The following is a 25,926-nucleotide window of genomic DNA, read 5'->3' as shown; positions in this document are numbered from 1 at the left end:
AGATTTAAAAAGGAAAAACAAGAGCAGAATACTTTATGAGAAGAGTTACCCAGCTAAGCTCCGATCTTTTTTTTCCTAAAATAGTCTAAGAATTGCTATCCGCATCGGGAAAAGCTAGAGTATAAACAACTCTTTTTTTTTCTTCTTTCTGTAAAAATTGTATAAGATGCGGTTCTATACCCTGTGCTTGTAATATTGATGTAATTTTCTCCACATTATTTGGCAGTCCCAAACATACAACACAGATATCAGGAAATTTCTCTAAAGACGTTTTTAGGTGATTTGCCTGTAGAACAGACCAAGCATACTGGGCTTCAGAATCGTTATCTTTTACATCTGAGACGACTGTAGGAACACACCAAGACAATAACCAAGTTCTCCATCCCGGAACCAATTTTTGATCTAAAACAATTACCTTACTTCTTATGGTTTTAGTTAGCATAGCTAAAACACGTCGGATTTCCCTATAATTCTGTACGGAAACAAAATAACATTTTGGGATCGAAGACTGATGAATTTTTAAATAGCGACCTAGTTGTTTTCGTAATACCACACCTAATACTAGACGATAAACATGCTCTCTCCATATCCATAATGTCCAGATAGAAACAACTAAGACAAACCAGCCCACATAAAAAAAACTTTTTTCAGGAGATAAGCCTAAGTTACTTCCCAAAACTCGAATAACTCCTGCAGCGACTAACACCCCAAAGAAATCTAAGAAGTTATTGGCGGCTAAAATTTGCCCTCTCTTATGTTCTGGGCTTGCATATTGCACGTAAGCATGGAGAGGCACTTGATACACGCCCCCGAGAAATCCAAGTGCAAGTAAAAAAAATAAAACTACTATCACGGAACAAGCAAAAGCATAAAGTCCCATAAATACTAGAGCTAGGCCGATAGCTGCCAAAGGGACATAGCCTATTTTAATATCTTTTCCTGAAATTTTTCCTGTGATGTAGGACCCTATACCTACCCCCAAAGCAACAACAGGGAAAAGGTAGGCGCCATAATGTTTAGGATATTTTAAAGTAAACTCTACAAAAGGAATAATCTCTAACTGCGTATACGCACCTATCAATAAGAAGAAAGATCCCAAAAAAATCGATACAGTCAGATAGTGAATTATCCGAGTGTCTTTTAAAATTTTCCATAAATCTTTGAAACTAGCAAAGGTGATCTTCTGTTTAACATTTTTCACATTGCTAGGTCGGATATAGAAAGAAATGATGGTACTAATAATAGAGACAACAACACAAAGTACTGTTGGCCAAACGTAGCTATTGATATCTAAACGATGGGTTATATCGACGACCAGAGGAGCAAGGCAAGAACCCAAAATGCTTCCTGTATAGGTGGCTGCTGTCATAATACCATTTGCTTGAGAAAGTTGTTCTGAAGGAAGCATTTCGGGAAGAATTCCAAGCTTGGCTGGTGCAAATATCGTGGTGTGGCATGCCATTAAAATTAAAACTAGATACCCTCCAATTACAGATTGGATAAAGAAAAAGTAGGCTCCAAGAACTGTACATATAATTTCGATGAATCGGGTAGCTAAGATAATATTCCGTTTCTGAAAGCGATCTGCTAAACTTCCAGCTAACGGGGCTAGTAAAAGAAAGGGAAGGGCAAAAAAGAAACTTACACAGGATAGAATCTTTGCGTTCTCTGTTAGAGTTTTACCTTCCAACAAAAAAAAGGCTAAAAGAAATTTATATAAATTGTCATTTATAATCGTCAGGAAATGCGTAGTTACTAGTGCCCTAAACGATTTTTTTTGTACCGAAACAGTCATGAATGCCACCAAACATTGCCGAGCAAGCTTTAGCAACTCGCCCCCCCACCTCCTAGCTCAGCTTGCGGAGGATATTACGTCCACGTATCAAAAACCTTTTACCAAACGATGGATTCTTGTTGCAAATGCTACTACAGGGCACTGGATAAAAAAACAACTTTTGTATGCCTTATCAGATCACATTTTTATGGGATCGACTATTTTCACCGCTTCGGATTCCATTGTCAAACACTTATTCTTGGGTAGGGGTTGCTCGCAACCTCGCATTCCAGACTACCTTACACTTCCTCTATTAATAAATAATACTTTAGAAGAGATCCAGAAGACTTTTCGATTGCAAGATGGTAGTGAATTTTTATCTCAGCCAACCTATGAAAGATCAAAAAAACTTGCTACTGCATTTAAACAATTCCATACTTTTTCACAACGCCCTACGAAAAGTGCTGGGCATTACCAAGAGCTATTCCAACGCTTGGAAAGTCATTTTTCTTCATATGAGGAGATGTTCTCGACTATTTTAAATAATCGATCCCAACAAGAGGACTGTTCCCTTCATATTTTCGGTTATGCTCATCTTCCCAAGCATCTTGCGGAATTCTTTATTGACTTGAGTACATTTTTCCCTGTTTATTTCTATTGTTTTTCCCCCTGTCGAGAATATTTTGGTGACTTACTTTCCGATAGAGCTATTGATTTCTTTTGGAATCAATTCCCCGACTCTCCAATAAAAAATGCTTGGGAGCATTATGTATTATCAGATAGACAAGTGCTGCTTGCAAACTTAGCTCATAAATCTCAGTCATCACAAAATTTTTTCTTAGATAGGGAAATAGACTATCAAGAAATCTTTCTTTCTTCGAAAAATGATTCTTCTTTAGGACGAGTACAAAATTCTATTTTAGACCTCAAACCAATCTCCCCTCAAGACATCTCTCAAACAAAACAAACAATTTGTATTTATAAAGCCCTGAATATTTCTAGAGAAGTTCAAGAAGTATTTTGTAAGGTTACTGAACTTTTGCATCGTGGAGTCTTACCTGAGGAAATTTTTATTCTATCTTCTCACATAGAGAGCTACAAGGTACATTTAAATGCTATTTTCTATCCTCACGTGCCTATATACTTTACTGATGAAGTGGATTCACGATCTGAAGATCTCAGAAATAAAATTCTTCTACTCTCCTCGATTTTACAAACACAAGGAGATTTACATTGCGTTCTTCAGCTGCTTACGCATCCACAGCTACAACAACCCATAGATCAAAATAAGGTGCCCTATCTGATTAAAAAGCTTTCCTCAGAATGGGAAAAAATTTCTTCAAGAGACCAAACTTTGGGTCAACAAACGAAAGCTTTAGGTGATCTTATATTAGAAGAATATCCCTTTAATCAAGAGGGTGGGCGTGTCAGTCAAGTAGAAGTTTGGGAAACGACATTACCTTTAATTTATTCCATTCAAGACTATATAAATCTTTATCTTTCTAATTCCCAACATAGCTACGAAGATCTTTTTCAACTTTTATTTTCTTTTTTAGAAAAAGTTTTCTTGTTATCTCCAGAAGAAACGTCTTTCATCACAGCACTAAGAAATTCTCTTTTCCCGACATTTGCTACATATTCCTGTTCCCTTCTTTTCTTTACTGATTTCTGTTTGGATTTTTTGCTTCACTTTCATAAACCAAGTCCCTTGTATGACAAACCAGGGCCTTATATAGGGAGTTTAAGTAGCCTAAGCTTAATTCCCAAAGGTTATACATTTATTTTAGGAGCGAATAAGACAACATCATCAGACGTTTTTGATCTTTTAAATAAGGCAACAACTCACGAAGAGCTCGCATTTTCTTCTACAGAAGACGAGGAAAATTTTCATTTCCTACAAATTCTAGTCTCTACAAAACATGAGCTTCATATTAGTTACATATCATCAGCAGCCCATTTCAATCTCCCCAGCTCATTTCTAAATCACATCAAAGAAACCTTAGATCTACCTACAGAAACATTAGCAACACAGCCCTACCTCTCCGCTTTCTTCAAAAATAAGACTCAGTTGCATGCTTCCCTAATATTCAAACTTTCAGAGAGTTTCCAGAGTATGCAGAGCAGCTTGTTCAGGAATGTGATCCCGAAACAACCCCTGTTATGATGTATTGTACTGGAGGAATTCGTTGTGAGCTTTACTCTCCAATTTTGTTAGAAAAAGGCTTTAAAGAAGTCTATCAACTTGACGATGGTGTTATTGCTTATGGACAACAAGTAGGAACGGGAAAGTGGTTGGGAAAACTATTTGTTTTTGATGATCGCCTAGCCATTCCGATTGATGAAAACGATCCTAATGTGACTCCCATAGCAGAATGTTGTCACTGTCACATTCCCTGTGATTTCTATTACAACTGCGCGAACACAGATTGTAATTTTCTATTTCTTTGTTGTGTTGAATGTATTCAAAAATATCAAGGATGTTGTTCTAAAGAATGCTCTCGAAGCCCTAGAGTTCGCAAATTCGATAGCTCGCGAGGAAACAAGCCTTTTCGACGTGCCCATTTGTGTGAAATCAAGGAAAACAACGAATCTACAAGTTGTTGTTTAATGTAGTGTGTATTTGAGGCTTTGTTTTTATATCTCCAAGTCTCGCGATGACTCATAAGGGAAAACAAGCCACAAATATCTCTAAAAAATTAGAGAAAGCTGGCTACATAAATCGCCCTATTTTCAGGATAATTCTCTAAATAACTTTTAATTTTCTATGACAAGAGTCACTACGTCTTGTTGATAATTTCCGTACCAATGATATCAGCATATTTGCGAGTAGGTTCTACAAATTGACTGTGCATAGGTTTTACTGTAGAAAGATAATAAGCTATTACATCATCTACATTATCCCCTCGTTCTTGAACATCTTGTACAAGACGGCGTAATATTCTTTCATCAGCATCGGTGTCTACAAAGATCCTAGTTGGTAAGATCTCTAAGTTCTTGATTTTCGAAATCTAAAACACCTTCTATAAGAATAACTTTAGCGGGATATATCGTTTCTGTTTGAAATCTATTATTTAGAGTAAAATCATAAATTGGAGCATGGACAATCTCGTTATTTTTTAAACGTTTTATATCTAACACCGACAAATCGTTATCAAAAACATTGGGATGATCATAATTTAATTGTGAACATTCTTTATGAGTAAAATCAAACGCATCTTTGTTAATTATCTTGGTAGATAACACTAATATCTTTACCAAAAATTTCTTTAATACTTTGAGTTAGGGTGGTTTTCCCTGCTCCAGAGCCCTCGGCAATTCCAATAATCATCATAAGCGTAAGCAACATAAAATTTTTCTCCATAGCTCTTCTCTCGTAATCAGCACGCAACAAAATACGGATAATCTGAAAGTTTAGTGATTTAAAAAAAGACAAAAAAAAGCAGAGTACCTAGAAATCTTTTTTTGTAATAAAGATTTTCCGATAAGGGTAAGGATACAATCCCCTCACCTCATTAGCTAGGAATAGTACATCTCGTCACACAAACAAACGAAGCGATCTTATACAAAATTTTAATTCGCGTATAGACAGATTTAAAAAGGAAAAACAAGAGCAGAATACTTTATGAGAAGAGTTACCCAGCTAAGCTCCGATCTTTTTTTTCCTAAAATAGTCTAAGAATTGCTATCCGCATCGGGAAAAGCTAGAGTATAAACAACTCTTTTTTTTTCTTCTTTCTGTAAAAATTGTATAAGATGCGGTTCTATACCCTGTGCTTGTAATATTGATGTAATTTTCTCCACATTATTTGGCAGTCCCAAACATACAACACAGATATCAGGAAATTTCTCTAAAGACGTTTTTAGGTGATTTGCCTGTAGAACAGACCAAGCATACTGGGCTTCAGAATCGTTATCTTTTACATCTGAGACGACTGTAGGAACACACCAAGACAATAACCAAGTTCTCCATCCCGGAACCAATTTTTGATCTAAAACAATTACCTTACTTCTTATGGTTTTAGTTAGCATAGCTAAAACACGTCGGATTTCCCTATAATTCTGTACGGAAACAAAATAACATTTTGGGATCGAAGACTGATGAATTTTTAAATAGCGACCTAGTTGTTTTCGTAATACCACACCTAATACTAGACGATAAACATGCTCTCTCCATATCCATAATGTCCAGATAGAAACAACTAAGACAAACCAGCCCACATAAAAAAAACTTTTTTCAGGAGATAAGCCTAAGTTACTTCCCAAAACTCGAATAACTCCTGCAGCGACTAACACCCCAAAGAAATCTAAGAAGTTATTGGCGGCTAAAATTTGCCCTCTCTTATGTTCTGGGCTTGCATATTGCACGTAAGCATGGAGAGGCACTTGATACACGCCCCCGAGAAATCCAAGTGCAAGTAAAAAAAATAAAACTACTATCACGGAACAAGCAAAAGCATAAAGTCCCATAAATACTAGAGCTAGGCCGATAGCTGCCAAAGGGACATAGCCTATTTTAATATCTTTTCCTGAAATTTTTCCTGTGATGTAGGACCCTATACCTACCCCCAAAGCAACAACAGGGAAAAGGTAGGCGCCATAATGTTTAGGATATTTTAAAGTAAACTCTACAAAAGGAATAATCTCTAACTGCGTATACGCACCTATCAATAAGAAGAAAGATCCCAAAAAAATCGATACAGTCAGATAGTGAATTATCCGAGTGTCTTTTAAAATTTTCCATAAATCTTTGAAACTAGCAAAGGTGATCTTCTGTTTAACATTTTTCACATTGCTAGGTCGGATATAGAAAGAAATGATGGTACTAATAATAGAGACAACAACACAAAGTACTGTTGGCCAAACGTAGCTATTGATATCTAAACGATGGGTTATATCGACGACCAGAGGAGCAAGGCAAGAACCCAAAATGCTTCCTGTATAGGTGGCTGCTGTCATAATACCATTTGCTTGAGAAAGTTGTTCTGAAGGAAGCATTTCGGGAAGAATTCCAAGCTTGGCTGGTGCAAATATCGTGGTGTGGCATGCCATTAAAATTAAAACTAGATACCCTCCAATTACAGATTGGATAAAGAAAAAGTAGGCTCCAAGAACTGTACATATAATTTCGATGAATCGGGTAGCTAAGATAATATTCCGTTTCTGAAAGCGATCTGCTAAACTTCCAGCTAACGGGGCTAGTAAAAGAAAGGGAAGGGCAAAAAAGAAACTTACACAGGATAGAATCTTTGCGTTCTCTGTTAGAGTTTTACCTTCCAACAAAAAAAAGGCTAAAAGAAATTTATATAAATTGTCATTTATAATCGTCAGGAAATGCGTAGTTACTAGTGCCCTAAACGATTTTTTTTGTACCGAAACAGTCATGAATGCCACCAAACATTGCCGAGCAAGCTTTAGCAACTCGCCCCCCCACCTCCTAGCTCAGCTTGCGGAGGATATTACGTCCACGTATCAAAAACCTTTTACCAAACGATGGATTCTTGTTGCAAATGCTACTACAGGGCACTGGATAAAAAAACAACTTTTGTATGCCTTATCAGATCACATTTTTATGGGATCGACTATTTTCACCGCTTCGGATTCCATTGTCAAACACTTATTCTTGGGTAGGGGTTGCTCGCAACCTCGCATTCCAGACTACCTTACACTTCCTCTATTAATAAATAATACTTTAGAAGAGATCCAGAAGACTTTTCGATTGCAAGATGGTAGTGAATTTTTATCTCAGCCAACCTATGAAAGATCAAAAAAACTTGCTACTGCATTTAAACAATTCCATACTTTTTCACAACGCCCTACGAAAAGTGCTGGGCATTACCAAGAGCTATTCCAACGCTTGGAAAGTCATTTTTCTTCATATGAGGAGATGTTCTCGACTATTTTAAATAATCGATCCCAACAAGAGGACTGTTCCCTTCATATTTTCGGTTATGCTCATCTTCCCAAGCATCTTGCGGAATTCTTTATTGACTTGAGTACATTTTTCCCTGTTTATTTCTATTGTTTTTCCCCCTGTCGAGAATATTTTGGTGACTTACTTTCCGATAGAGCTATTGATTTCTTTTGGAATCAATTCCCCGACTCTCCAATAAAAAATGCTTGGGAGCATTATGTATTATCAGATAGACAAGTGCTGCTTGCAAACTTAGCTCATAAATCTCAGTCATCACAAAATTTTTTCTTAGATAGGGAAATAGACTATCAAGAAATCTTTCTTTCTTCGAAAAATGATTCTTCTTTAGGACGAGTACAAAATTCTATTTTAGACCTCAAACCAATCTCCCCTCAAGACATCTCTCAAACAAAACAAACAATTTGTATTTATAAAGCCCTGAATATTTCTAGAGAAGTTCAAGAAGTATTTTGTAAGGTTACTGAACTTTTGCATCGTGGAGTCTTACCTGAGGAAATTTTTATTCTATCTTCTCACATAGAGAGCTACAAGGTACATTTAAATGCTATTTTCTATCCTCACGTGCCTATATACTTTACTGATGAAGTGGATTCACGATCTGAAGATCTCAGAAATAAAATTCTTCTACTCTCCTCGATTTTACAAACACAAGGAGATTTACATTGCGTTCTTCAGCTGCTTACGCATCCACAGCTACAACAACCCATAGATCAAAATAAGGTGCCCTATCTGATTAAAAAGCTTTCCTCAGAATGGGAAAAAATTTCTTCAAGAGACCAAACTTTGGGTCAACAAACGAAAGCTTTAGGTGATCTTATATTAGAAGAATATCCCTTTAATCAAGAGGGTGGGCGTGTCAGTCAAGTAGAAGTTTGGGAAACGACATTACCTTTAATTTATTCCATTCAAGACTATATAAATCTTTATCTTTCTAATTCCCAACATAGCTACGAAGATCTTTTTCAACTTTTATTTTCTTTTTTAGAAAAAGTTTTCTTGTTATCTCCAGAAGAAACGTCTTTCATCACAGCACTAAGAAATTCTCTTTTCCCGACATTTGCTACATATTCCTGTTCCCTTCTTTTCTTTACTGATTTCTGTTTGGATTTTTTGCTTCACTTTCATAAACCAAGTCCCTTGTATGACAAACCAGGGCCTTATATAGGGAGTTTAAGTAGCCTAAGCTTAATTCCCAAAGGTTATACATTTATTTTAGGAGCGAATAAGACAACATCATCAGACGTTTTTGATCTTTTAAATAAGGCAACAACTCACGAAGAGCTCGCATTTTCTTCTACAGAAGACGAGGAAAATTTTCATTTCCTACAAATTCTAGTCTCTACAAAACATGAGCTTCATATTAGTTACATATCATCAGCAGCCCATTTCAATCTCCCCAGCTCATTTCTAAATCACATCAAAGAAACCTTAGATCTACCTACAGAAACATTAGCAACACAGCCCTACCTCTCCGCTTTCTTCAAAAATAAGACTCAGTTGCATGCTTCACAAGCATACAATCATTCTCTTGCTGAAGCTTTCTATTCTAAAAAAGCACCGTTTCCTTCATTGTTTACTCAAACAGCAAAGTCCCTGAATCTTCCTGAACATCTATCTCTCAACGAAATCATCAGAGGCATCTTTTCTCCTTTAGACCTCTTTTTAAAAACGAATTATAATCTCAGAATTTCTCCTCCCGAACGCATTAAAAAACAGCCCAAACTCTTCCCAACAAAACATCAAATTGAAGACTTTTGGAAGGAGCATTTTTTAGACGAAGAGCATCACTTGATCCCGAGTATCTTCTCCCATTCCGAAGAGCTCTTTACTTATTATAGAGAAAAAATGCACCTGTTGCATGACAGATTAGACAAAGATCCAAAACTTGCACCTTATACAGTCACGTTCTCTTCATCAATTTTTGAGGAGAGACCTTATCGTCAAAAGTACCTCCTCCCTCCTCTTTCTTTATCTTTCAAAGAAAATTTAGTACAGATCCATGGAACTATTCACGGGGTGTGCAATGAGGGGGTCTATTTATGTACTATTGATCCAGGGGCTTTTCTAAAGAAAACAACGAAAACTTCACGTATTCTGCCTGATACCTCTTATGAACAAAGGCAACTCTTAGAAAGATATTTAGCACTTGCAGCGTTACAAATGTCTGGGCATCTCTCTTCTAAGGACGTTTTAATAAAACTGACGTCTTTTAATACTCAGGAAAACTGCCCGCCTCCTTTTTCAGATCCCGAAAGCTATCTCCTTAGAGCTTTAGAGGTCTATCACCTGATGTCTTCACAACCTATCCCATTACTTTCTCCATTATGTTGGAAAACCTTAGATGATGATGAAAAATTTCATGAAGCAGTGTTTTCTGCTATAAATGAAGAGACTAAGAATCCTAATCTTTCTATTTTCTGGCAATTTCACAACCGCAATATCCAGGAGATCTTAAGCAACATGGGTACATCCGAACGCTTAAAAATCCTATCCCTTTTCAAAGGTCCTTGTGAAACCATTTAATATTTTTGATTGTAATTCTTCAATTCAGGGAAAATTTTTTCTAGAAGCCTCTGCTGGCACAGGAAAAACTTTTACTATAGAACAGATTGTTTTGCGAGCCTTGATTGAAGGTTCTCTAACCCATATAGAACATGCCCTGGCCATCACATTTACGAATGCTGCTACTAACGAGCTTAAGGTTCGCATTAAAAATACTCTCTCTAAAATTCTAAGAGAATTAAAGGCAGCTTTAAACTCTTATCCAGCTTCTCTACCCACATATCTAGATGCTAACTGCAATGTAAAGCAGATTTACATGCAAGTTCGCAATGCCCTTGCTACTCTAGATCAAATGTCTTTGTTTACTATTCACGGCTTTTGTAACTTTATTCTAGAACAATATTTTCCTAAGACTCGTCTTATTCATAAAAACCCTGCTCTGACCCATTCTCAGTTAATTCTTCATCACATCAATAATTATTTAAAACAAGACCTCTGGAAAAATGTACTTTTTCATGAACAATTTCATCTATTAGCAGTTCGCTACAATGTAACCTCGAAACATACATCTTCTCTTATTGATAAGCTACTTGCCAGCTATACCCAACGAGTCTCATTCTCTCTTCCCTCACGTTTAGAAAGACTCAAGCAGCTTTCCCTTTGGCATCAACAAATATACCAGTCTCTTTTAGAAATTCCAAAACAAGACTTCCTAAATCAGCTGATTGCTCACACCTCAGGATTTAAAAAGCAGCCCTTTTCGATTCTTGATGATCTCCATCATTTTGTAGATCTTCTCTACACCTCAGAGACTCATAGCGCCTTGTTTTCATTCTTTAAAGTTGCAGAAACTTTCAGTTTCAAACATCGCCTCGCACGTTATAAACCCTGTAATGCCTTTACTCTTTTAGAAAAAATGTCGTGGATAGAGCGTACTCTAGAATTCTGTAACATAAACAATATTTTTAATACTTTGTTACTTGATATCCAATGTTATCTCAAACAAAACTATACCCCATGGCTTTCTCCTGACGAAAGTATCTTTGCTCTAGAGAAGCTGTTCTCCTCATCTGAAGCCCAACCTGTAGTTCATGCTCTAAGAGAACAATATCAGCTCGTATTAATTGACGAATTTCAAGATACGGATAAGCAACAATGGAGCATCTTTTCCAAGCTATTTATTTCTGAAGAATTTGCAGGATCGGTATTTCTTATTGGAGACCCTAAGCAATCTATCTATGAGTGGAGAAATGCCGATCTTCCTACCTATCTTAAGGCCAAATCTTCGTTTTCAGAAACTAACCAACTGCAACTCGTCAACAATTACCGTTCTACACCAAAACTCATGGAAGCCATCAACAAAATATTTAAAAAAATCTCTCCTTTCCTGGAAATCCCTGGCTATCCATCTATAGAATACCACTCGCTAAATCCTCAGAGTATAGAGAAATTTGAAAACTCCCCTCATGCTCCTGTGCATTTCTTCTTTTATGAAAATATTAAAAACCAAGCCTTATGGATATTTTCAGAGGCTCTGCGACTACAAAAAGAACAAAAGATTCCCCTAGGAGATATGGTGGTCCTAGTCTCTGATTCTAAGCAAGCTTTTGAGTTAATTTCCTATGCAACGATTCCTGTTTCCTTTTCTAAAAATAAATCTATATTCCATCTTACAGAAACTTACATACTTACTGTGGCTTTATTAGAAGCAATTCTTCATCCAGAAAATTACGAAAAAATCAGCAAAATACTGCTCTCCTCGTTTTTTGGGCTCTCTTTAGATGAAGTCACTATGAAGAAAGAAGACTATACTGTCTATTTCCAATCACTACATAGCTATATCGCGAACCACGGACTTCTAGCTACATTTTATCATTTGATGACTACGCAAGGAAAAGTATTGTTAAGATCCTCTCAAGGGGGGCTTATTTTCCAGGAAATGGAGAAGCTTTGTGGTTATCTAGATACAATTTCTTCTTATCCCTACCATCAACTTCTTCACTTGAAAAATTTTTCTGAAACAGGACGATGGGAAGAGGAGCTCGCTATATCTTTCCATTCTGAGGACTCGGAAACTTTAAAAATCACTACCATTCATTCTTCTAAAGGTCTTGAATATGATATAGTTTTTTGCCCAGGAATTGACAGAAGCAAAAAAAATAAAAGCTCTTCAGAACTACTAAGAGAAATGTACGTTGCTTGCACCCGAGCAAAAAAACAACTGTACCTACCTATAAACATGCAGTCGTCTTCCCTCCAGAGCATCTCGGCATTAACAAATTACGTGAAATTAGAAGGCAAGCACGCATCGGCTTATGACTTAGCTATCCACCTATATCAAGAACATCCGGATTTATTCTCATACTCTTTACCTACGGAAAATAGACAGGCTACAACAACGTTTAATCTACCACCTTTGGAGACCTTCTCTCTAAAAGAGATTCCTTCAAAAACCATCTTTTCTTTTTCCTCTACAAAATCCATGTTGGACAGTTACAAGGACTCGCAATCTTTCCCGCACCCTAAACTCACGCTTTCAAAACAACAACTCCCCACAGGAGAGAAAACTGGAATCCTCATACATAAAATTTTAGAATCTATTCAACTTTCGCTATTAAAAGATACAGATTACTTAATGTCTACGATCGCGCGTTTCACCAAACATACGCATCTTGAAGGATTCGAAGAAACAATTCTTACACTACTCACTAAGACATTTTGTTCTCCTTTAACATTTTCATCGCAGACATTTTCTCTATCTCAAGTTCTACCGAATAAGATATTTCGAGAGACTTCTTTTTTATTTCTAGAAAATAACGAGCTTTGGCAAGGGGTAATAGACTTCTTTTTTGAGCATGAAGGAAAATATTATATTATCGATTGGAAAACATCATTTCTAGGAGAGACAAGTTCTGATTACTCAGAAAGTAGTTTAGCTATCTATGTAAAGCGAGAGAAATTAGATTACCAAGGAAGGATTTATATCAAAGCAGTAAAAAAATTTTTAAGTCAATTTGACATCAATGATGATGTTGAAATTGGAATTATCTTTATCCGTGGCATAGACAGACATGGAAATGGGTTTTTTGTTTTAAACGAAAAACCAGCCTTTAATCCCAAAGTAATCCAAAAATATCAGGCCTGTCATTAGGATTGAATTCTAGGGGAGGTAAAATAAAGAGCTGTGTGAGCTTCATTAGATTTCGCTCTAAAGGCTGTGCCTCTATCTTGAAGGTGCATGCTCCGTCACGAGGAGGTTTTACTTTAGTGATCTGAGCTACAAGCAGTCCAGGAGGAAATACCCCATCTAATCCTGTCGTTACTAAGATATCTCCTGGTAATAGAGTCTTTCCCTCACTGAAGCAAAATCCTTCTCCTTCTAAACAGAGAGCTCCTTCTTTCCATAAAGCCCCACCAAATCCAGAAAGTATGCCTCTCAGAAGCGCTTGGTTTTCTCCCTCTCCTTCTATTGAAGCATCTAATTCTTGTAGTTGTGCAATTTTCTCGTACTTATCCTTTTCAAGGATATAGGCATGTGAAAGCTTTTCTAATTGTCTAACTAATTCTCTAAGGCTATGTTTTATCCACCACGCCTGAATTTCCCCTCGCATAGCAATTACAGAAGGTTTCATTCCTACATCTGTGATTAATCGTATCCGGGATTGATGTTCTCCAACATAGTCAACAAGTCCTACGAGAACATTTCCAGAGAGCACTGGAGAGTTTTTTTTTATCCCATGAATTTTTCCTACATTCACCCAACAAGAGCTAGACCAATGTGTGTGATCTCGATAGATAACCTTTCCCTCCACCAACTTATGAAAATAAGGAGTTAGGATCTCAGGAAATAAAGGAGGAATGTGATTAGAGACCTCATAAAGTTTGAGTCTTTCTTCGAAAGAAGCCACCTTTTCCTTAAGAAGGAGGTTCTCTAATTCTAAATTAGCAAGATCAGAAGAGGGAGCAAGTTTAATTTTAGGAAAAAATTTGGCATGTAAAGCAATAAAATTGCCTCTCATTTTATCATAAATTTCTTGAGGAACGCTGCGATAAGAAAGAATCCCCAAAGCAATAACAATATATACGCAGATTTTTGTTTTTTTATTGCGTAGGCTAAGATAGCTCATAGGCTTCAATAAAACTTTGAACTACATAATCAATATTCTTTTCTGTAATTCCATTTAAATTGATCCTTCCTCCCGCTGTTGTATAAATAGCTTTTTCCTCTCTTAGAAAGATCACCTGTTTATCATTAAACCCTAGGTAAGCAAAAAATCCATGTTGGGATAACAAAAAGTCAAACGTATGACCTGCAACCTTACGTAAAGCTTGAACAAACTTAGTTCTCATTTTACCCAAAGATTCTCTTATAAAATTGAGTTCTGATTGCCATTCTTCCTTCAAATATGGATTACTCAAAATTGTAGATACAATTTCTGCACCCCAACGTTGTGGTGAAGAGTATTCCCCTCGAATTTTTTCTTCCAAGCAACTACGAATTTTAACCAAGTCATCTACAAACGTGCTAGAAATAGCAAAATACCCGACACGTTCACCATAAAGAGCAAAGTTTTTACTTGCTGAAGCAGCTACAAGAACCGTATTCCCCTCGGATAAAAAAATTTCTATAGGCCTTCTATCTAAATCTATGCCGTGAGCAAATCCTTGATACGCAGCATCAAAAAAGGGAATTAAACCACGTTCTTTCATTAAGCTTGCGAGTTCCCTCCACATATCTTCAGTGAAATCTACACCTGTAGGGTTGTGACAACAAATATGCAATAAGATGATTGAATTCTTTTCTACTTCCTTTAAAAATGAAATCAAAGGTTCAAATAATAATTGCTTTTGTTCTCTGCTATAATAAGGATATCGGATAACCTCAAGGCCTTCTTGAGAGAAAATACGTATATGGTTGCTCCAGGTCTGCTCGGGAACATAAACCTTACCTGATACTTTTGCCATAGAAAGAAGCTTAGCACCCAAGTGTAATGCTCCTGTACCCCCTAAAGACTGAAACCCAGTTACAGTACTTGGATCTAACTCACCAAAAACCAGCTCACGCATCTCATTTAAAAATATTGGCAATCCTGAAATAGGAAGATAACTCTTGTTTTGTTCTCCTTCCAAAATCACAGTTTGTGCTTTACGTATGCAAGATAGACCGCCGTAACGTTTTTGTGGATGCTCATAAACACCAATCACAAGATTGACCTTCTCGGAACGCTTATCCCTAAAGAAAAGGTTCTGCAAACCTAAAATAGCATCAGGAGAAAATGTGGGTACGTGCTTAAAAAAACTCATATGTGATTACACCTAATTATAACAAAGATTGATTCTAAACCCTCTAACATGATACTTTTTTGTATCTTTTGGGGTATTAGCTCAGTTGGTAGAGCGCAACAATGGCATTGTTGAGGTCAGCGGTTCGACCCCGCTATGCTCCATGTTCTTCCCAAATGGATCGTATTCGAGAAATCTTATACTCCTTTCCTTGAATGACTACCACTTCATCCAACTTCTTTCCTAGCATGTTCTGCGCGAGTTTTGATTTTAAAGAAAGTATACAGCTATCTGGATCAGCATCCCAAGGCCCCAAAATCGTATATTCTACAACCTCTCCATGATCTCCCTTTAAAGTAACACTACAGCCAACACCAACCTTATCTGTAAAGACAAGATCTTTCGTAAGAATTCTAGCACGATTAATTTCTTCAGATAGCACGCGAATTTCTTCTTGTAGACGAGCCCTCTTTTCTAGAGCAAATTTGTACTCAGAATTTTCCCTCAAATCCCCTAAAGAACGAGCATCTTCAATTTCTTTAGCATTATCAACCATCTCTTTACCAACAAGAGACTGCAGTTTTGCTTTCATTCTTGAAAAACTTTCAGAAGTTGACCATAAGATGTTTTCTTCTTCAACACTGGGCTTATTCTTTTTGAGTGTTGGTTGAACAACTTCAGCAAGACTTTGTAAAACATTCAAATCGGCAGAAGAAAACTGGGGGCACTTGGTAGAAAGCAGTAGAAACTCTTTTAAAAAAGAAAGGGGTGCATTTTCTATCATCTCACGCACAGGAAGGTACCTTTGCCCTACCAAGAAATGATGTAACTTTTTCCCTAATTCTTTATGAGGTGTAGAGGCCACTTGATACATAAAATTCAGAGCTGACTCTAAAAACAACCTTAAAACTTCCTTATCTTCAGGATCAAAAAGACCATCCTCATGGTTGCCAAGCTTCAAGAAAAACCAGACAAATAGCTCAGGAAACATCATTGGTTGATAAGCACAATCCAAAAGTCTTTTTTTTGCAACTTCTAAGCTTGAGGGGTCGTTTTTAATAATTTTATATACAAAATCCCTCATAGTTGGTGAGGTGGTATAAAGAAGAATCTGCATAAAAACTTCTTGCCATAGGGAAGAATACTTTCTCACCAAAGATAGAAACGACTTTTGCAAAGCAACAATGGGCATTTTTTCTAGAAGCCGACTGATATCATCTTCTGATAAGGAAGTTATGTATTCCTTGTCTATAATAGCATCCTTAACCCCTAAATCTTCAGAAAGAAGAAGATCTCTCTGTAAAGCTAAAGACTTATTCTCACCATCAATATCAAGATCTTGCAACGCCTTGATCAGACTCTTGCGAATCTCCATATTTTTCAATTCGCTATGCAAATCTCTAATAAAATGATAGATAAGAGAAATCTTCTCAGAATTATCAAGACTGAGTGCCAGCTTACGTTCCAACTGTCCTATATGAGAACACCCTGCATCAGACAAAACATAAGGTTCTTTAGCGTTGTCTGGTGATACAATTTGAGTACCCTTTTTAATCTTAGTTTTAGCTGATTGCCACCATCGATTCCAATCTGCTTCAGGAATTACAAGATCGACCAACTCATCTTTGATTTCTTTTGCAGTCTTTGGTCCAAGATCTCTAAGAAGAATTTCAACAACCTCAATAGGGTTTTCTTTAGCAAAAGCCTCAAACCCATCGGGATCTCCAAACCGTCGTGAAAGGAAGTGTTCGCTATTCAAAGGAGTTAAACTTTTAAATGCCGTTTCAAAAGAAATATCCTTGGCACTCATAATCCCCTCAAATTCTATCAACACCTTTTGTTGAAGAAACGAGACTCCCATAACCTCGCCAACACCCCAACCTCCTTGATGGAAGACAAAATTCCCCTTGTGCATATGCATCAAAAAATCAAAACGACTAAGACTAAACTGAAAATCACGCCCATCACGAAGCCCTACAACACGTAAAGCCTCATTAAAGTTCTCCTCTCCACCGTATTTCTTATTAACATAGTCAGAAGCTATATCAAAAAACACCTGGCTATTAGATGTTTGCAAATCTAAAATTAATTGAAGAACACGGTCTTTGTCTTTTCCCTCAGGTATTTTCTCCCAAAGAGGAAGTACGGTATCGACAATCTTTCCAAACAAAGATGCTAAAGAAGAAGACTTTACCTTTTCTAGAATTTCAATAAGCTCTGGCCCCCGTACTACATCGTTAAAACAATATTCTTCCCAAAGGCTTAAAAAGTTCGCAGATTGGCCTTCTTCTATTAAGACTTGCAACTTTTCTAAATAGTCCACGATGTCTCCAGTTTTTAACCTGAAAATATACTCTTACGTATGAAAAAGAGCAATATCACAATACAAAATAATCAAACTTGTTTTATAATAAATTAAAATGATGGTGATTGTTATGAATAGTAAATCTGCACAAAAAATAATAGATTCTATAAAACAAATCTTAACCATTTATAATATAGACTTTGATTCATCTTTTGGATCTTCATTGTCTTCCGATGCTGATGCAGATTACGAATACCTAATCGCAAAAACTCAAGAAAAAATCCAAGAATTAGACAAGAGAGCTCAAGAAATTTTAGCACAAACAGGAATGTCTAAAGAACAAATGGAAGTCTTTGCAAATAATCCAGATAACTTCTCTCCAGAAGAGTGGTTAGCTCTAGAAAAAGTCCGTTCTTCTTGCGATGAATATCGAAAAGAAACAGAGAATTTAATAAACGAAATTACCCTCGATTTACATTCTGGCAAAGAATCAAAACCGGTCAAACAAAAATCTTCAACTTCCAAAAAAAATAAGAAAAAAAACTGGATTCCTCTATAAAATCACTTATAATCGCGATTGATATGAAACACCCAAGGAGAGCATCCAAGGGACTTCCCTCATAGATTTTTATGAAAATTACAGTCACTCGGGGTTTAGATTTATCCTTGCAAGGATCTCCCAAAGAATCTGGTTTCTATAACAAGATAGATCCAGAGTTTGTTGCCGTAGACTTAAGGCCATTCCGTCCATTACCTCTTAAACTTAAAGTAGATCAAGGAGATGAGATCCTTTCAGGATCTCCTATAGCAGAGTACAAGCACTTCCCTAATACATACATTACCTCTCACGTTTCGGGAATAGTTACTGCTATACGACGTGGAAGTAAACGTTCTCTTTTAGATGTAATAATCAAGAAAACCCCAGGTCCTACATCTACAGAATATACCTATGATCTCCAAACTCTTTCACGTTCAGAGCTTTCTGAAGTATTTAAAAAAAATGGTTTGTTCGCATTAATTAAACAACGTCCCTTTGATATTCCCGCGATCCCCACACAAACCCCTAGAGATATTTTCATCAATTTAGCAGAAAATCGTCCCTTTACTCCAACCCCAGAAAAACATCTTGCACTCTTTTCCTCTAGAGAAGAAGGGTTTTATGTATTTGTGGTAGGAGTTCGAGCTATAGCCAAACTTTTTGGACTCCGTCCTCATATAGTTTTCAGAGATCGTTTAACTCTCCCTACTCAAGAGCTAAACACAATTGCTCGTCTTCATACCGTTTCAGGCCCGTTTCCCTCTGGATCGCCGTCGATACATATTCATAGTGTAGCCCCCATTACCAATGAGAAAGAAGCGGTATTCACCTTGTCATTTCAAGATGTCCTTACGATTGGCCATCTTTTCTTAAAAGGACGAATACTGCATCAGCAAGTAACAGCACTTGCAGGTACCGCATTAAAAAGTTCTTTAAGACGTTACGTGATTACTACCAAAGGAGCTAGCTTCTCTAGTTTAATCAAACTTGAAGATATCTCGGATAACGACACATTAATCAGTGGAGACCCTTTAACTGGAAGGCTGTGTAAAAAAGAAGAAGAACCCTTTTTAGGATGGAGAGACCACTCGATCTCTGTCTTACATAACCCAACTAAACGTGAGTTGTTTAGCTTTTTAAGAATCGGGTTTAACAAACCGACCTTCACAAAAACCTACCTCTCAGGATTTTTTAGAAAAAAGCGCACTTACACCAATCCAGATACCAACCTTCATGGAGAAATGCGTCCCATCATAGATACGGATATTTACGATAAAGTAATGCCAATGAAAATTCCTGTAGTTCCTCTGATTAAAGCTGTAATTACCAAAAATTTTGAATTAGCTAATGAACTAGGATTTTTAGAAGTTTGTGGTGAAGATTTTGCTCTACCAACTCTTATAGATCCATCTAAGACAGAAATGCTTACCATAGTCAAGGACGCTTTAATAGAATATGCAAAAGAATCTGGAATCCTAACACCTCATTAGGATTGATTTTTTGTTCTTCAAAGAACCTAAAATTCAAATCCCGAATGAAGTAATTCTAAAATAAAAGGAGCCGAGTAGGTAATGATCATATCCGCTCCTGCTCTCTTGATTCCTATCAAAGACTCGTAAAATAAACTCTCTTTGTTCAGCCATCCTTGTTGAGATGCCGATAAAATCATAGCATATTCACCACTTACCTGATACCCAGCTAAAGGCAAACAGGTATTTTGGCGAACTCGGTAGATAACATCAAGATAGAGTCCTGCAGGTTTAACCATCAACACATCCGCACCCTCTTGCTCATCCAAAGAACATTCAAGTAATGCTTCTAATACGTTCTTAGGGTTCATCTGATATTGTTTTTTATCTCCAGAAGTTACATGAGAACTCAGGGCATCACGAAAAGGAGAATATAAAGAAGAAGCGTACTTCACACTATAAGACATTATAGAAGTCCTTGAGTAGCCCGACTGATCTAACTTAGAGCGAATATAGGCAATTCTTCCATCCATCATATCACTAGGAGCTACTATGTCCGCTCCCATTTCAGCATGCAAGGTTGCAATATTTCCAAAAATTCTAACACTCTCATCATTAAGAACCTCTCCATTAAGGAAAATTCCATCATGACCATGTGTAGTATAAGGATCTAAAGCAATATCACTAATCAAACACAATTGAGGAAATGCATTTTTTATTTCATGAATACTACGACATAAGATGTTTTTAGGATTTGAGGAATACGAACCATAAGCATCTTTAAGATCACTAGGAATGATAGGAAATAGCATGACAGCTCTTAAACCATAGTCACACAAGCGTTCAATTTCTTTTAACAGCAAATCTAAGCTCCATCGGAATACTCCAGGAAGACTTGATATCTCTTCTTTTATGTTCTTGCCGCATTTCACAAAGAACGGAGCTATAAGATCTTGTGGGTTTAAGTAAGTTTCAGCTAATAAATCTCTGATAGCTGCTGTTTTTCGATTTCTTCTGGGACGTCTACTTAGGGTTAACGAGCTCATTTCTCAAATCCTTTCAACAATTTCCACAGCTTCTGAATATATACTGGTATATTTATACATATAATACTCTTCTTCTTTAGGGGGTGTGGAAACTGTTTATAACTTTGTTTTTTGAGGGAATTTTATGTGGTTTTATTGTTTAAAACCTTGTCAAAACACTGTTCATTTTGTTGATAAGAGAGGATTTTGCATGTTTATAAACACAAGATCAACCCTTTTTCTACATCGATTTTTCAAAAGAAATTATCTTTAAAAGGTGAAGGTTTTTGTTAGTTATACAGAAAATCTGCTCTTCTGATTGAGATTTGGGGGGAAGGGGGGTCTTTTTTTAGTTCATTTTTTTATGAAACAGGTTTTACAAATGTAAAATTTCTCTCGTAATTTTAGGAATTAGTGACGAAACTTTTTCTCCGATACTTGGTTACAAAAACCATAGGCTAAAGTATGCTTAGGGTCATAAGCGACGTTGTACGTCGTACTCTCCTGTAGAGATATAGCACACCAATCATCAAAGCAGGAACCCACTTAAGCAAGTTTATATTACCCGAATATATTAGAAGTTTTTTGGGAGATGACAGTTCAGTTTTGAGGTTTTCATGTTGGGCAAAGAAGAAGAGTTTACTTGTAAACAGAAGCGGTGTCTATCACACTTTGTTACCGACCTGGAATCCAATGTATTTGCTTTAAAAAATCTTCCAGAAGTAGTTAAGGGAGCTCTATTTTCTAAATATTCTCGTTCTCTTTTAGGGTTGCGAGCACTTCTGTTAAAAGAATTTTTGTTTGGTGAAGAGGAAGGGGAAGTTTGTGACGAAGTCTATGACTTCGAAACAAATATACAGAAGGCAGCAGACTTTTACCAGAGGGTTCTAGATAATTTCGGAGATGATTCTGTGGGAGAGTTGGGCGGAGCTCACCTAGCCATGGAAAACGTTTCTATTTTAGCTGCTAAAGTTTTGGAAGATGCTCGAATCGGCGGATCCCCATTAGAAAAGTCTACAAGATACGTCTATTTTGATCAAAAGGTGCGGGGGGAGTATTTATATTACCGAGACCCTATTTTGATGACCTCGGCCTTTAAAGACATGTTTTTGCGTACTTGTGATTTTTTATTCGATACCTATTCTGCTTTAATTCCTCAGGTTCGTGCATATTTTGAGAAACTGTATCCTAAAGATTCCAAAACTCCAGCATCTGCATATGCTACATCATTACGGGCTAAGGTTTTGGATTGTATACGAGGGCTTCTTCCTTCAGCAACTTTGACGAACTTAGGATTTTTCGGTAATGGTAGGTTCTGGCAAAATTTAATTCACAAGTTACAGGGACACAATCTTTCAGAGCTTCGGTGTTTAGGAGAGCAATCTTTAACAGAGCTTATGAAAGTAATTCCTTCGTTCGTAAGTCGAGCTGAGCCCCATCATCACCATCGTCAAGCAATAATGCAGTATAGAAGAGCTTTAAAAGAGCAATTAAAGGGGCTCGCAGAACAAGCGGCATTTAGTGAAGAGACATCTTCTTCACCAGGTGTTCGGTTGGTATACGGAGATCCTAATGGCATTTATAAAATAGCTGCAGGGTTTCTTTTTCCTTATTCCGATCGTCCTATCGCGGATCTTATAGGCTATTGTAAAAGCATGCCTCATGAAGATTTTGTACAGCTTTTAGAAAGCAGTGTTTCTGCAAGAGAAAATCGCAGACATAAGTCTCCTCGTGGTTTAGAATGCGTAGAATTTGGCTTTGATATACTTGCTGATTTCGGAGCTTACCGGGATCTACAAAGACATCGCACGCTTACTCAAGAACGCCAGTTACTCTCTACGCATCATGGATATAATTTCCCTGTTGAGCTCCTAGATACTCCTATGGAAAAATCTTATCGAGAAGCTATGGAGAGGGCCAATGAAACCTATGATGAGATTGCTAAGGAATTTCCTGAAGAAGCTCAGTATGTAGTTCCTATGGCTTACAATATACGTTGGTTTTTTCATATAAATGCAAGGGCTTTGCAATGGCTTTGTGAGCTACGCTCACAGCCACAGGGTCATCAAAATTACCGGGCTATAGCTACAAGTTTAGTGAAAGAGGTTATCAAGTTGAACCCTATGTATGAATTGTTTTTTAAATTTGTAGATTATTCTGACATAGAGAGTTTGGGACGGTTAAATCAAGAAATGCGAAAAGAAGCAGCAACCTAAGTCTTTCAATCTGTAATTCTACATATTGTGAAAATATAAGATAGAAAAACATCATCTTTGCATTTACAGGAACATTCTCTACTGGTATTTTTGTTCTTTTTTCATGAAGAGATCATAAAATGAAAGATCTTATATATAATAACTTGGTTAGGTTTAAAAATATTTCCAAAACCAAGGAAGGGATTTTTGTGAACTTCAAAGTAAAAGGTGTCAAAGGAGGAGCCTCATTTACAGCTTCTATAGCTGTGGATATAGACTCTGCGGATCTATCTTCAGAGGATTCTATGGAGGTCATTATAGAAAAATGTGCTCAAATTGGAGTGGCTGAATTTCAAAAATGCGAATTCCAGTTTGAGGGGATTACTTGTTTGTAAGAATAAATTTTCCTGGGTGTAGCGCAGCCTGGTAGCGCACTTGCATGGGGTGCAAGGGGGCGGAGGTTCAAATCCTCTCATCCAGATCCTTCTCGGGGGGTGAAGATAACATCTTCATCCCCTTTTTGATTCTGAAACATTATCTTAAAAGTACACTTAGAGATTTAAAGAGAACCTAAACTAGAGATAATCATTTCGAATTCAGAATTGTTCTTTAATCCTCCAGCACTGAGACGGTCTAATAATTCTAAGCAATTACTTTTAGATCTTTCTAGTAACTCTAAAGCAGCGTTTTCTCCAAATAGTAGAGCGTAATTTAATCCAATTTGTTGGGAATCTCTTTGCAGATCTAAAAAGTCATCTTTCATTTGAAAAAGCAAACCAAAATTACTCGAAAAACTTGTAATTAGAGGTGTAAATTTTGGATCCCCACCACCAAATAACCAACCAGAAACGCACGCAATCTCAAATAGAGATCCTGTTTTCTTGATCATAATAGATTGTACATGTTCCTGACCTTTGTTTGAGAAGAACATGTCGTCATACTGTCCTCCTAAGACTCCAGAAAATCCAATGTTTTTGTCTGTAATATCACCGATAATATCATAAGCAATATCTACCTCTCTAGGATCACAACCCTGCTCTTTTAATTTCTTTGCATTTAAGCGAAGGTGAGAATAAGCAGCAGGAATCAGCGCATAAGATGCAAGTAGAGCGGTCGCTTCGTCGAAAGCTTTATGTACTGTAGGGCGTCCTCTACGCTCATCATCATTATCCATGCAAGGAAGATCATCGGCAATAAGAGTTGATGTGTGGACAAATTCTACAGCTAAAGCAGAATCCATAACGTGATGATTTAAGCCTAAACCTTGAGCTATCATGCAGACTAATGAAGGTCGCAAACGCTTTCCACCACCTTGTAAAGCATATTCTACAGGAGAGCGAATGGGATGTCCTTGAGGACCAAATTCTTCCAGAGCCCCTTCTATAGCCTTTTCTATAGAAGGTCGATAAGTATCTAAAACGTGTATCACAATGATGAAGCCCTCTTTTTAAATGACTTGCCCAGGACGTATTCTAGTGTAGGGGAGAATATGTTGCCCTGGATTGATGACAACATTACATCCTATGACAACATTTTTTCCTAAAAAAGCACCAGCTTTGCGAAGTCCTGTATCTATTTTTTTTGATTTATCCGAAGTACAGCAAGCGTAGACATTCTTTCCATCTAGACGGAAATTAGCACAACGTACTCCAGCACCTAGATTGACTTCTGCGCTTAAAACAGAATCTCCAACGTAAGCAAAATGTGCGGCTTTCGTATGATGACCTAAATAGCTATTCTTGATTTCGGTACAGTGGCCCACAACACACCGACTTCCTGTAATGACATTTCCTCTTAGATACGCTCCGTGACGAACTTCTGTTTGTGGGCCAAGAATGCATGGTCCTACAATATAAGCCCCAGACTCTACGTAGGCACCTTCAGCAATCTCAATTTTTTCTATATTTTTTAAGGTCACACCAGATTCTATAGTACCATGAACACCAGAAAACACGTGATTTTCTAGCATAGCTTCCATTAAAGAAAGGATATCCCAGGTATAGTGAGCATTGGACATTATCTCTGGATAAAGGAAGTCCTCAGGAGAAAATATAGATGAGGCAAGATAGGTCATAGCGTACCCAAGCTATTTGCTTCAATATTTTCATATTCTGAAGATTTACTTACAAGAGATAAAGAACCTACCCTACTCTTCGTTTGAAGGTGTTGCGTTATCATCATCTGAAAATAGATAACCAACACCACGAATAGTTATAATTTTAGATCCGTACGGACCTAATTTTTTTCTTAAAGACGCAATGTGAACATCCACATTGCGAGGAATAATTTCTTTAGTATTTCCTTTAATCTCTGCTAAAAGATTTTTTCGTAAACATAGGTGTCCACGATTTAAAAGGAGTTTTTTAAGAATACCCGATTCAGAAGGGGTAAGGTAAACTTTTCCTTCTGGAGACTCTATCATGAGATTCATGACACGAAATGTACAATCTCCAAAAGTAATTGTATCTGGAACTCTATGCTCCAGAACTTCATGTTGGCGCAGAAAAGCTCTGATAACGGCATCTAATACTTTAGCCGTAATCGGGCGAAGGAGATAACCACTAGCTCCTTGATCTAATACTTTCGTGATGGTCTCTTCTTGAAAGGTATCAAATAGAACAATTAAGTCCTCTTGTGGAAATATACCAGGAGAAAAAATTGCCTCAGGTAGCAACAGGTACTCACAAAATATAGCGACAGCTTCAAAAGATGTCGGAAACATAGGAGATATGATTATTTGGTAATCAGATCTTTGTGAGGCCAAGTCTTGTAATTGTGAAGATAAACTGAGATCTTCAGTAACAAATAATATTCTTTTATCATCGAGCATATGAAAACAAACTGGATTATATGAACGAATACGTAATATAAAATCAGTTATTTTTCAAAGGTCGCTTACATTT

Annotated in this window: 19 protein-coding genes, 2 tRNA genes and 1 pseudogene; 10 read left to right on the top strand and 12 right to left on the bottom strand. The window is 37.0% G+C overall.

Going from position 1 to position 25,926, the window contains the following annotated elements; genetic code table 11:
• Nucleotides 1–85: 85 nt before the first annotated feature.
• Nucleotides 86–1,795 carry an MFS transporter gene (locus CMV32_RS02725; RefSeq protein WP_100934412.1) on the bottom strand — a complete coding sequence of 570 codons (1,710 nt, stop codon included), beginning with the start codon at nucleotides 1,793–1,795 and terminating at the stop codon, nucleotides 86–88.
• On the opposite strand from CMV32_RS02725, the gene CMV32_RS02720 reads away from it, so the two are divergent.
• A complete protein-coding gene (locus CMV32_RS02720) occupies nucleotides 1,794–3,938 on the top strand; it encodes an exodeoxyribonuclease V subunit gamma (RefSeq protein ID WP_338028196.1) in 2,145 nt (714 codons plus the stop codon). The two genes, CMV32_RS02725 and CMV32_RS02720, sit on opposite strands and share 2 nt — an antisense overlap.
• Nucleotides 3,845–4,387: pseudogene (locus CMV32_RS02715) on the top strand (rhodanese-like domain-containing protein); the annotation flags it as partial. The gene CMV32_RS02720 and the pseudogene CMV32_RS02715, both read left to right, overlap by 94 nt.
• A gap of 164 nt (nucleotides 4,388–4,551) precedes the next feature.
• On the opposite strand, the gene CMV32_RS05675 reads toward CMV32_RS02715, so the two are convergent.
• From CMV32_RS05675 to CMV32_RS02705, 4 genes are all read right to left on the bottom strand, one after another.
• Entirely contained in the window at nucleotides 4,552–4,713 is a 162-nt protein-coding gene (locus tag CMV32_RS05675) for a nucleoside/nucleotide kinase family protein (RefSeq protein WP_275051710.1), read from the bottom strand.
• A 31-nt stretch (nucleotides 4,714–4,744) separates the two neighbouring features.
• A complete protein-coding gene (locus CMV32_RS05670) occupies nucleotides 4,745–5,017 on the bottom strand; it encodes a nucleoside/nucleotide kinase family protein (RefSeq protein ID WP_275051709.1) in 273 nt (90 codons plus the stop codon).
• Nucleotides 4,995–5,207, bottom strand: coding sequence for a hypothetical protein (locus tag CMV32_RS05575; RefSeq protein WP_239923142.1), 213 nt, complete (start codon nucleotides 5,205–5,207; stop codon nucleotides 4,995–4,997). The genes CMV32_RS05670 and CMV32_RS05575 overlap by 23 nt, the downstream gene beginning before the upstream one ends.
• A 239-nt stretch (nucleotides 5,208–5,446) precedes the next feature.
• Nucleotides 5,447–7,156, bottom strand: coding sequence for an MFS transporter (locus tag CMV32_RS02705; protein WP_100934412.1), 1,710 nt, complete (start codon nucleotides 7,154–7,156; stop codon nucleotides 5,447–5,449).
• Here CMV32_RS02705 and CMV32_RS02700 point away from each other — a divergent pair.
• A complete protein-coding gene (locus tag CMV32_RS02700) occupies nucleotides 7,155–10,229 on the top strand; it encodes an exodeoxyribonuclease V subunit gamma (protein WP_100934411.1) in 3,075 nt (1,024 codons plus the stop codon). The two genes, CMV32_RS02705 and CMV32_RS02700, sit on opposite strands and share 2 nt — an antisense overlap.
• Nucleotides 10,216–13,359, top strand: coding sequence for an exodeoxyribonuclease V subunit beta (gene recB, locus CMV32_RS02695; RefSeq protein WP_100934410.1), 3,144 nt, complete (start codon nucleotides 10,216–10,218; stop codon nucleotides 13,357–13,359). The genes CMV32_RS02700 and recB overlap by 14 nt, the downstream gene beginning before the upstream one ends.
• On the opposite strand, the gene CMV32_RS02690 is transcribed toward recB, so the two are convergent.
• Complete coding sequence (locus tag CMV32_RS02690; protein ID WP_100934409.1) at nucleotides 13,319–14,335, bottom strand: rod shape-determining protein MreC; 1,017 nt, start codon at nucleotides 14,333–14,335, stop codon at nucleotides 13,319–13,321. The two genes, recB and CMV32_RS02690, sit on opposite strands and share 41 nt — an antisense overlap.
• A complete protein-coding gene (locus CMV32_RS02685; RefSeq protein WP_100934408.1) occupies nucleotides 14,322–15,512 on the bottom strand; it encodes an amino acid aminotransferase in 1,191 nt (396 codons plus the stop codon). The genes CMV32_RS02690 and CMV32_RS02685 overlap by 14 nt, the downstream gene beginning before the upstream one ends.
• Nucleotides 15,513–15,582: 70 nt before the next feature.
• On the opposite strand from CMV32_RS02685, the gene CMV32_RS02680 reads away from it, so the two are divergent.
• A tRNA-Ala gene (locus CMV32_RS02680) sits at nucleotides 15,583–15,655 on the top strand.
• Here CMV32_RS02680 and greA read toward each other — a convergent pair.
• Nucleotides 15,646–17,814, bottom strand: a complete 2,169-nt coding sequence (greA, locus tag CMV32_RS02675) for a transcription elongation factor GreA (RefSeq protein WP_100934407.1) — start codon at nucleotides 17,812–17,814, stop codon at nucleotides 15,646–15,648. The genes CMV32_RS02680 and greA overlap by 10 nt on opposite strands.
• A gap of 112 nt (nucleotides 17,815–17,926) precedes the next feature.
• On the opposite strand from greA, the gene CMV32_RS02670 reads away from it, so the two are divergent.
• Together CMV32_RS02670 and CMV32_RS02665 are read left to right on the top strand one after the other, a co-directional pair.
• Complete coding sequence (locus tag CMV32_RS02670) at nucleotides 17,927–18,355, top strand: hypothetical protein (RefSeq protein ID WP_100934406.1); 429 nt, start codon at nucleotides 17,927–17,929, stop codon at nucleotides 18,353–18,355.
• A gap of 71 nt (nucleotides 18,356–18,426) precedes the next feature.
• On the top strand, nucleotides 18,427–19,824 hold the full coding sequence (locus tag CMV32_RS02665; RefSeq protein ID WP_100934405.1) for a Na(+)-translocating NADH-quinone reductase subunit A: 1,398 nt from the start codon (nucleotides 18,427–18,429) through the stop codon (nucleotides 19,822–19,824).
• 26 nt (nucleotides 19,825–19,850) lie between these two features.
• Here CMV32_RS02665 and hemB read toward each other — a convergent pair whose 3' ends face one another.
• Complete coding sequence (hemB, locus tag CMV32_RS02660; RefSeq protein ID WP_100934404.1) at nucleotides 19,851–20,849, bottom strand: porphobilinogen synthase; 999 nt, start codon at nucleotides 20,847–20,849, stop codon at nucleotides 19,851–19,853.
• Between the two features lie 596 nt (nucleotides 20,850–21,445).
• Between hemB and CMV32_RS02650 the strand changes: the two genes are divergently transcribed.
• From CMV32_RS02650 to CMV32_RS02640, 3 genes are all read left to right on the top strand, one after another.
• Nucleotides 21,446–23,044: an FAD-dependent thymidylate synthase gene (locus tag CMV32_RS02650; protein ID WP_100934402.1), complete on the top strand. Its 1,599-nt coding sequence runs from the start codon at nucleotides 21,446–21,448 to the stop codon at nucleotides 23,042–23,044.
• Between the two features lie 119 nt (nucleotides 23,045–23,163).
• Nucleotides 23,164–23,418, top strand: coding sequence for a hypothetical protein (locus CMV32_RS02645; RefSeq protein ID WP_011126217.1), 255 nt, complete (start codon nucleotides 23,164–23,166; stop codon nucleotides 23,416–23,418).
• 12 nt (nucleotides 23,419–23,430) lie between these two features.
• Nucleotides 23,431–23,504: transfer RNA gene (locus tag CMV32_RS02640), tRNA-Pro, on the top strand.
• A 78-nt stretch (nucleotides 23,505–23,582) separates the two neighbouring features.
• On the opposite strand, the gene CMV32_RS02635 is transcribed toward CMV32_RS02640, so the two are convergent.
• From CMV32_RS02635 to CMV32_RS02625, 3 genes are all read right to left on the bottom strand, one after another.
• Nucleotides 23,583–24,449, bottom strand: coding sequence for a polyprenyl synthetase family protein (locus CMV32_RS02635; protein WP_420807400.1), 867 nt, complete (start codon nucleotides 24,447–24,449; stop codon nucleotides 23,583–23,585).
• Nucleotides 24,450–24,470: 21 nt separating this feature from the next.
• Nucleotides 24,471–25,097: an LbetaH domain-containing protein gene (locus CMV32_RS02630; RefSeq protein WP_100934400.1), complete on the bottom strand. Its 627-nt coding sequence runs from the start codon at nucleotides 25,095–25,097 to the stop codon at nucleotides 24,471–24,473.
• Between the two features lie 72 nt (nucleotides 25,098–25,169).
• Nucleotides 25,170–25,853, bottom strand: coding sequence for a response regulator transcription factor (locus tag CMV32_RS02625; RefSeq protein WP_100934399.1), 684 nt, complete (start codon nucleotides 25,851–25,853; stop codon nucleotides 25,170–25,172).
• Between the last annotated feature and the right edge of the window lie 73 nt (nucleotides 25,854–25,926).

It is taken from the genome of Candidatus Chlamydia corallus (genome assembly GCF_002817655.1).
Classification (GTDB): Bacteria; Chlamydiota; Chlamydiia; order Chlamydiales; family Chlamydiaceae; genus Chlamydia; species Chlamydia corallus.
The sequence above is the reverse complement of the archived record's forward strand: the minus strand, read 5'-3'. Positions and strand labels throughout refer to the sequence as shown.

Excerpts from the sequence above, each read along its gene's own strand:
- CMV32_RS02665 (WP_100934405.1), top strand. The coding sequence starts at position 18,427 with ATGAAAATTACAGTCACTCGGGGTTTAGATTTATCCTTGCAAGGATCT.
- CMV32_RS02690 (WP_100934409.1), bottom strand. The coding sequence starts at position 14,335 with ATGAGCTATCTTAGCCTACGCAATAAAAAAACAAAAATCTGCGTATAT.
- CMV32_RS02650 (WP_100934402.1), top strand. The coding sequence starts at position 21,446 with ATGTTGGGCAAAGAAGAAGAGTTTACTTGTAAACAGAAGCGGTGTCTA.
- CMV32_RS02645 (WP_011126217.1), top strand. The coding sequence starts at position 23,164 with ATGAAAGATCTTATATATAATAACTTGGTTAGGTTTAAAAATATTTCC.
- CMV32_RS02625 (WP_100934399.1), bottom strand. The coding sequence starts at position 25,853 with ATGCTCGATGATAAAAGAATATTATTTGTTACTGAAGATCTCAGTTTA.
- CMV32_RS02725 (WP_100934412.1), bottom strand. The coding sequence starts at position 1,795 with ATGACTGTTTCGGTACAAAAAAAATCGTTTAGGGCACTAGTAACTACG.
- CMV32_RS02700 (WP_100934411.1), top strand. The coding sequence starts at position 7,155 with ATGAATGCCACCAAACATTGCCGAGCAAGCTTTAGCAACTCGCCCCCC.
- CMV32_RS02685 (WP_100934408.1), bottom strand. The coding sequence starts at position 15,512 with ATGAGTTTTTTTAAGCACGTACCCACATTTTCTCCTGATGCTATTTTA.
- CMV32_RS02630 (WP_100934400.1), bottom strand. The coding sequence starts at position 25,097 with ATGACCTATCTTGCCTCATCTATATTTTCTCCTGAGGACTTCCTTTAT.
- CMV32_RS02705 (WP_100934412.1), bottom strand. The coding sequence starts at position 7,156 with ATGACTGTTTCGGTACAAAAAAAATCGTTTAGGGCACTAGTAACTACG.
- CMV32_RS02720 (WP_338028196.1), top strand. The coding sequence starts at position 1,794 with ATGAATGCCACCAAACATTGCCGAGCAAGCTTTAGCAACTCGCCCCCC.
- hemB (WP_100934404.1), bottom strand. The coding sequence starts at position 20,849 with ATGAGCTCGTTAACCCTAAGTAGACGTCCCAGAAGAAATCGAAAAACA.
- CMV32_RS02670 (WP_100934406.1), top strand. The coding sequence starts at position 17,927 with ATGAATAGTAAATCTGCACAAAAAATAATAGATTCTATAAAACAAATC.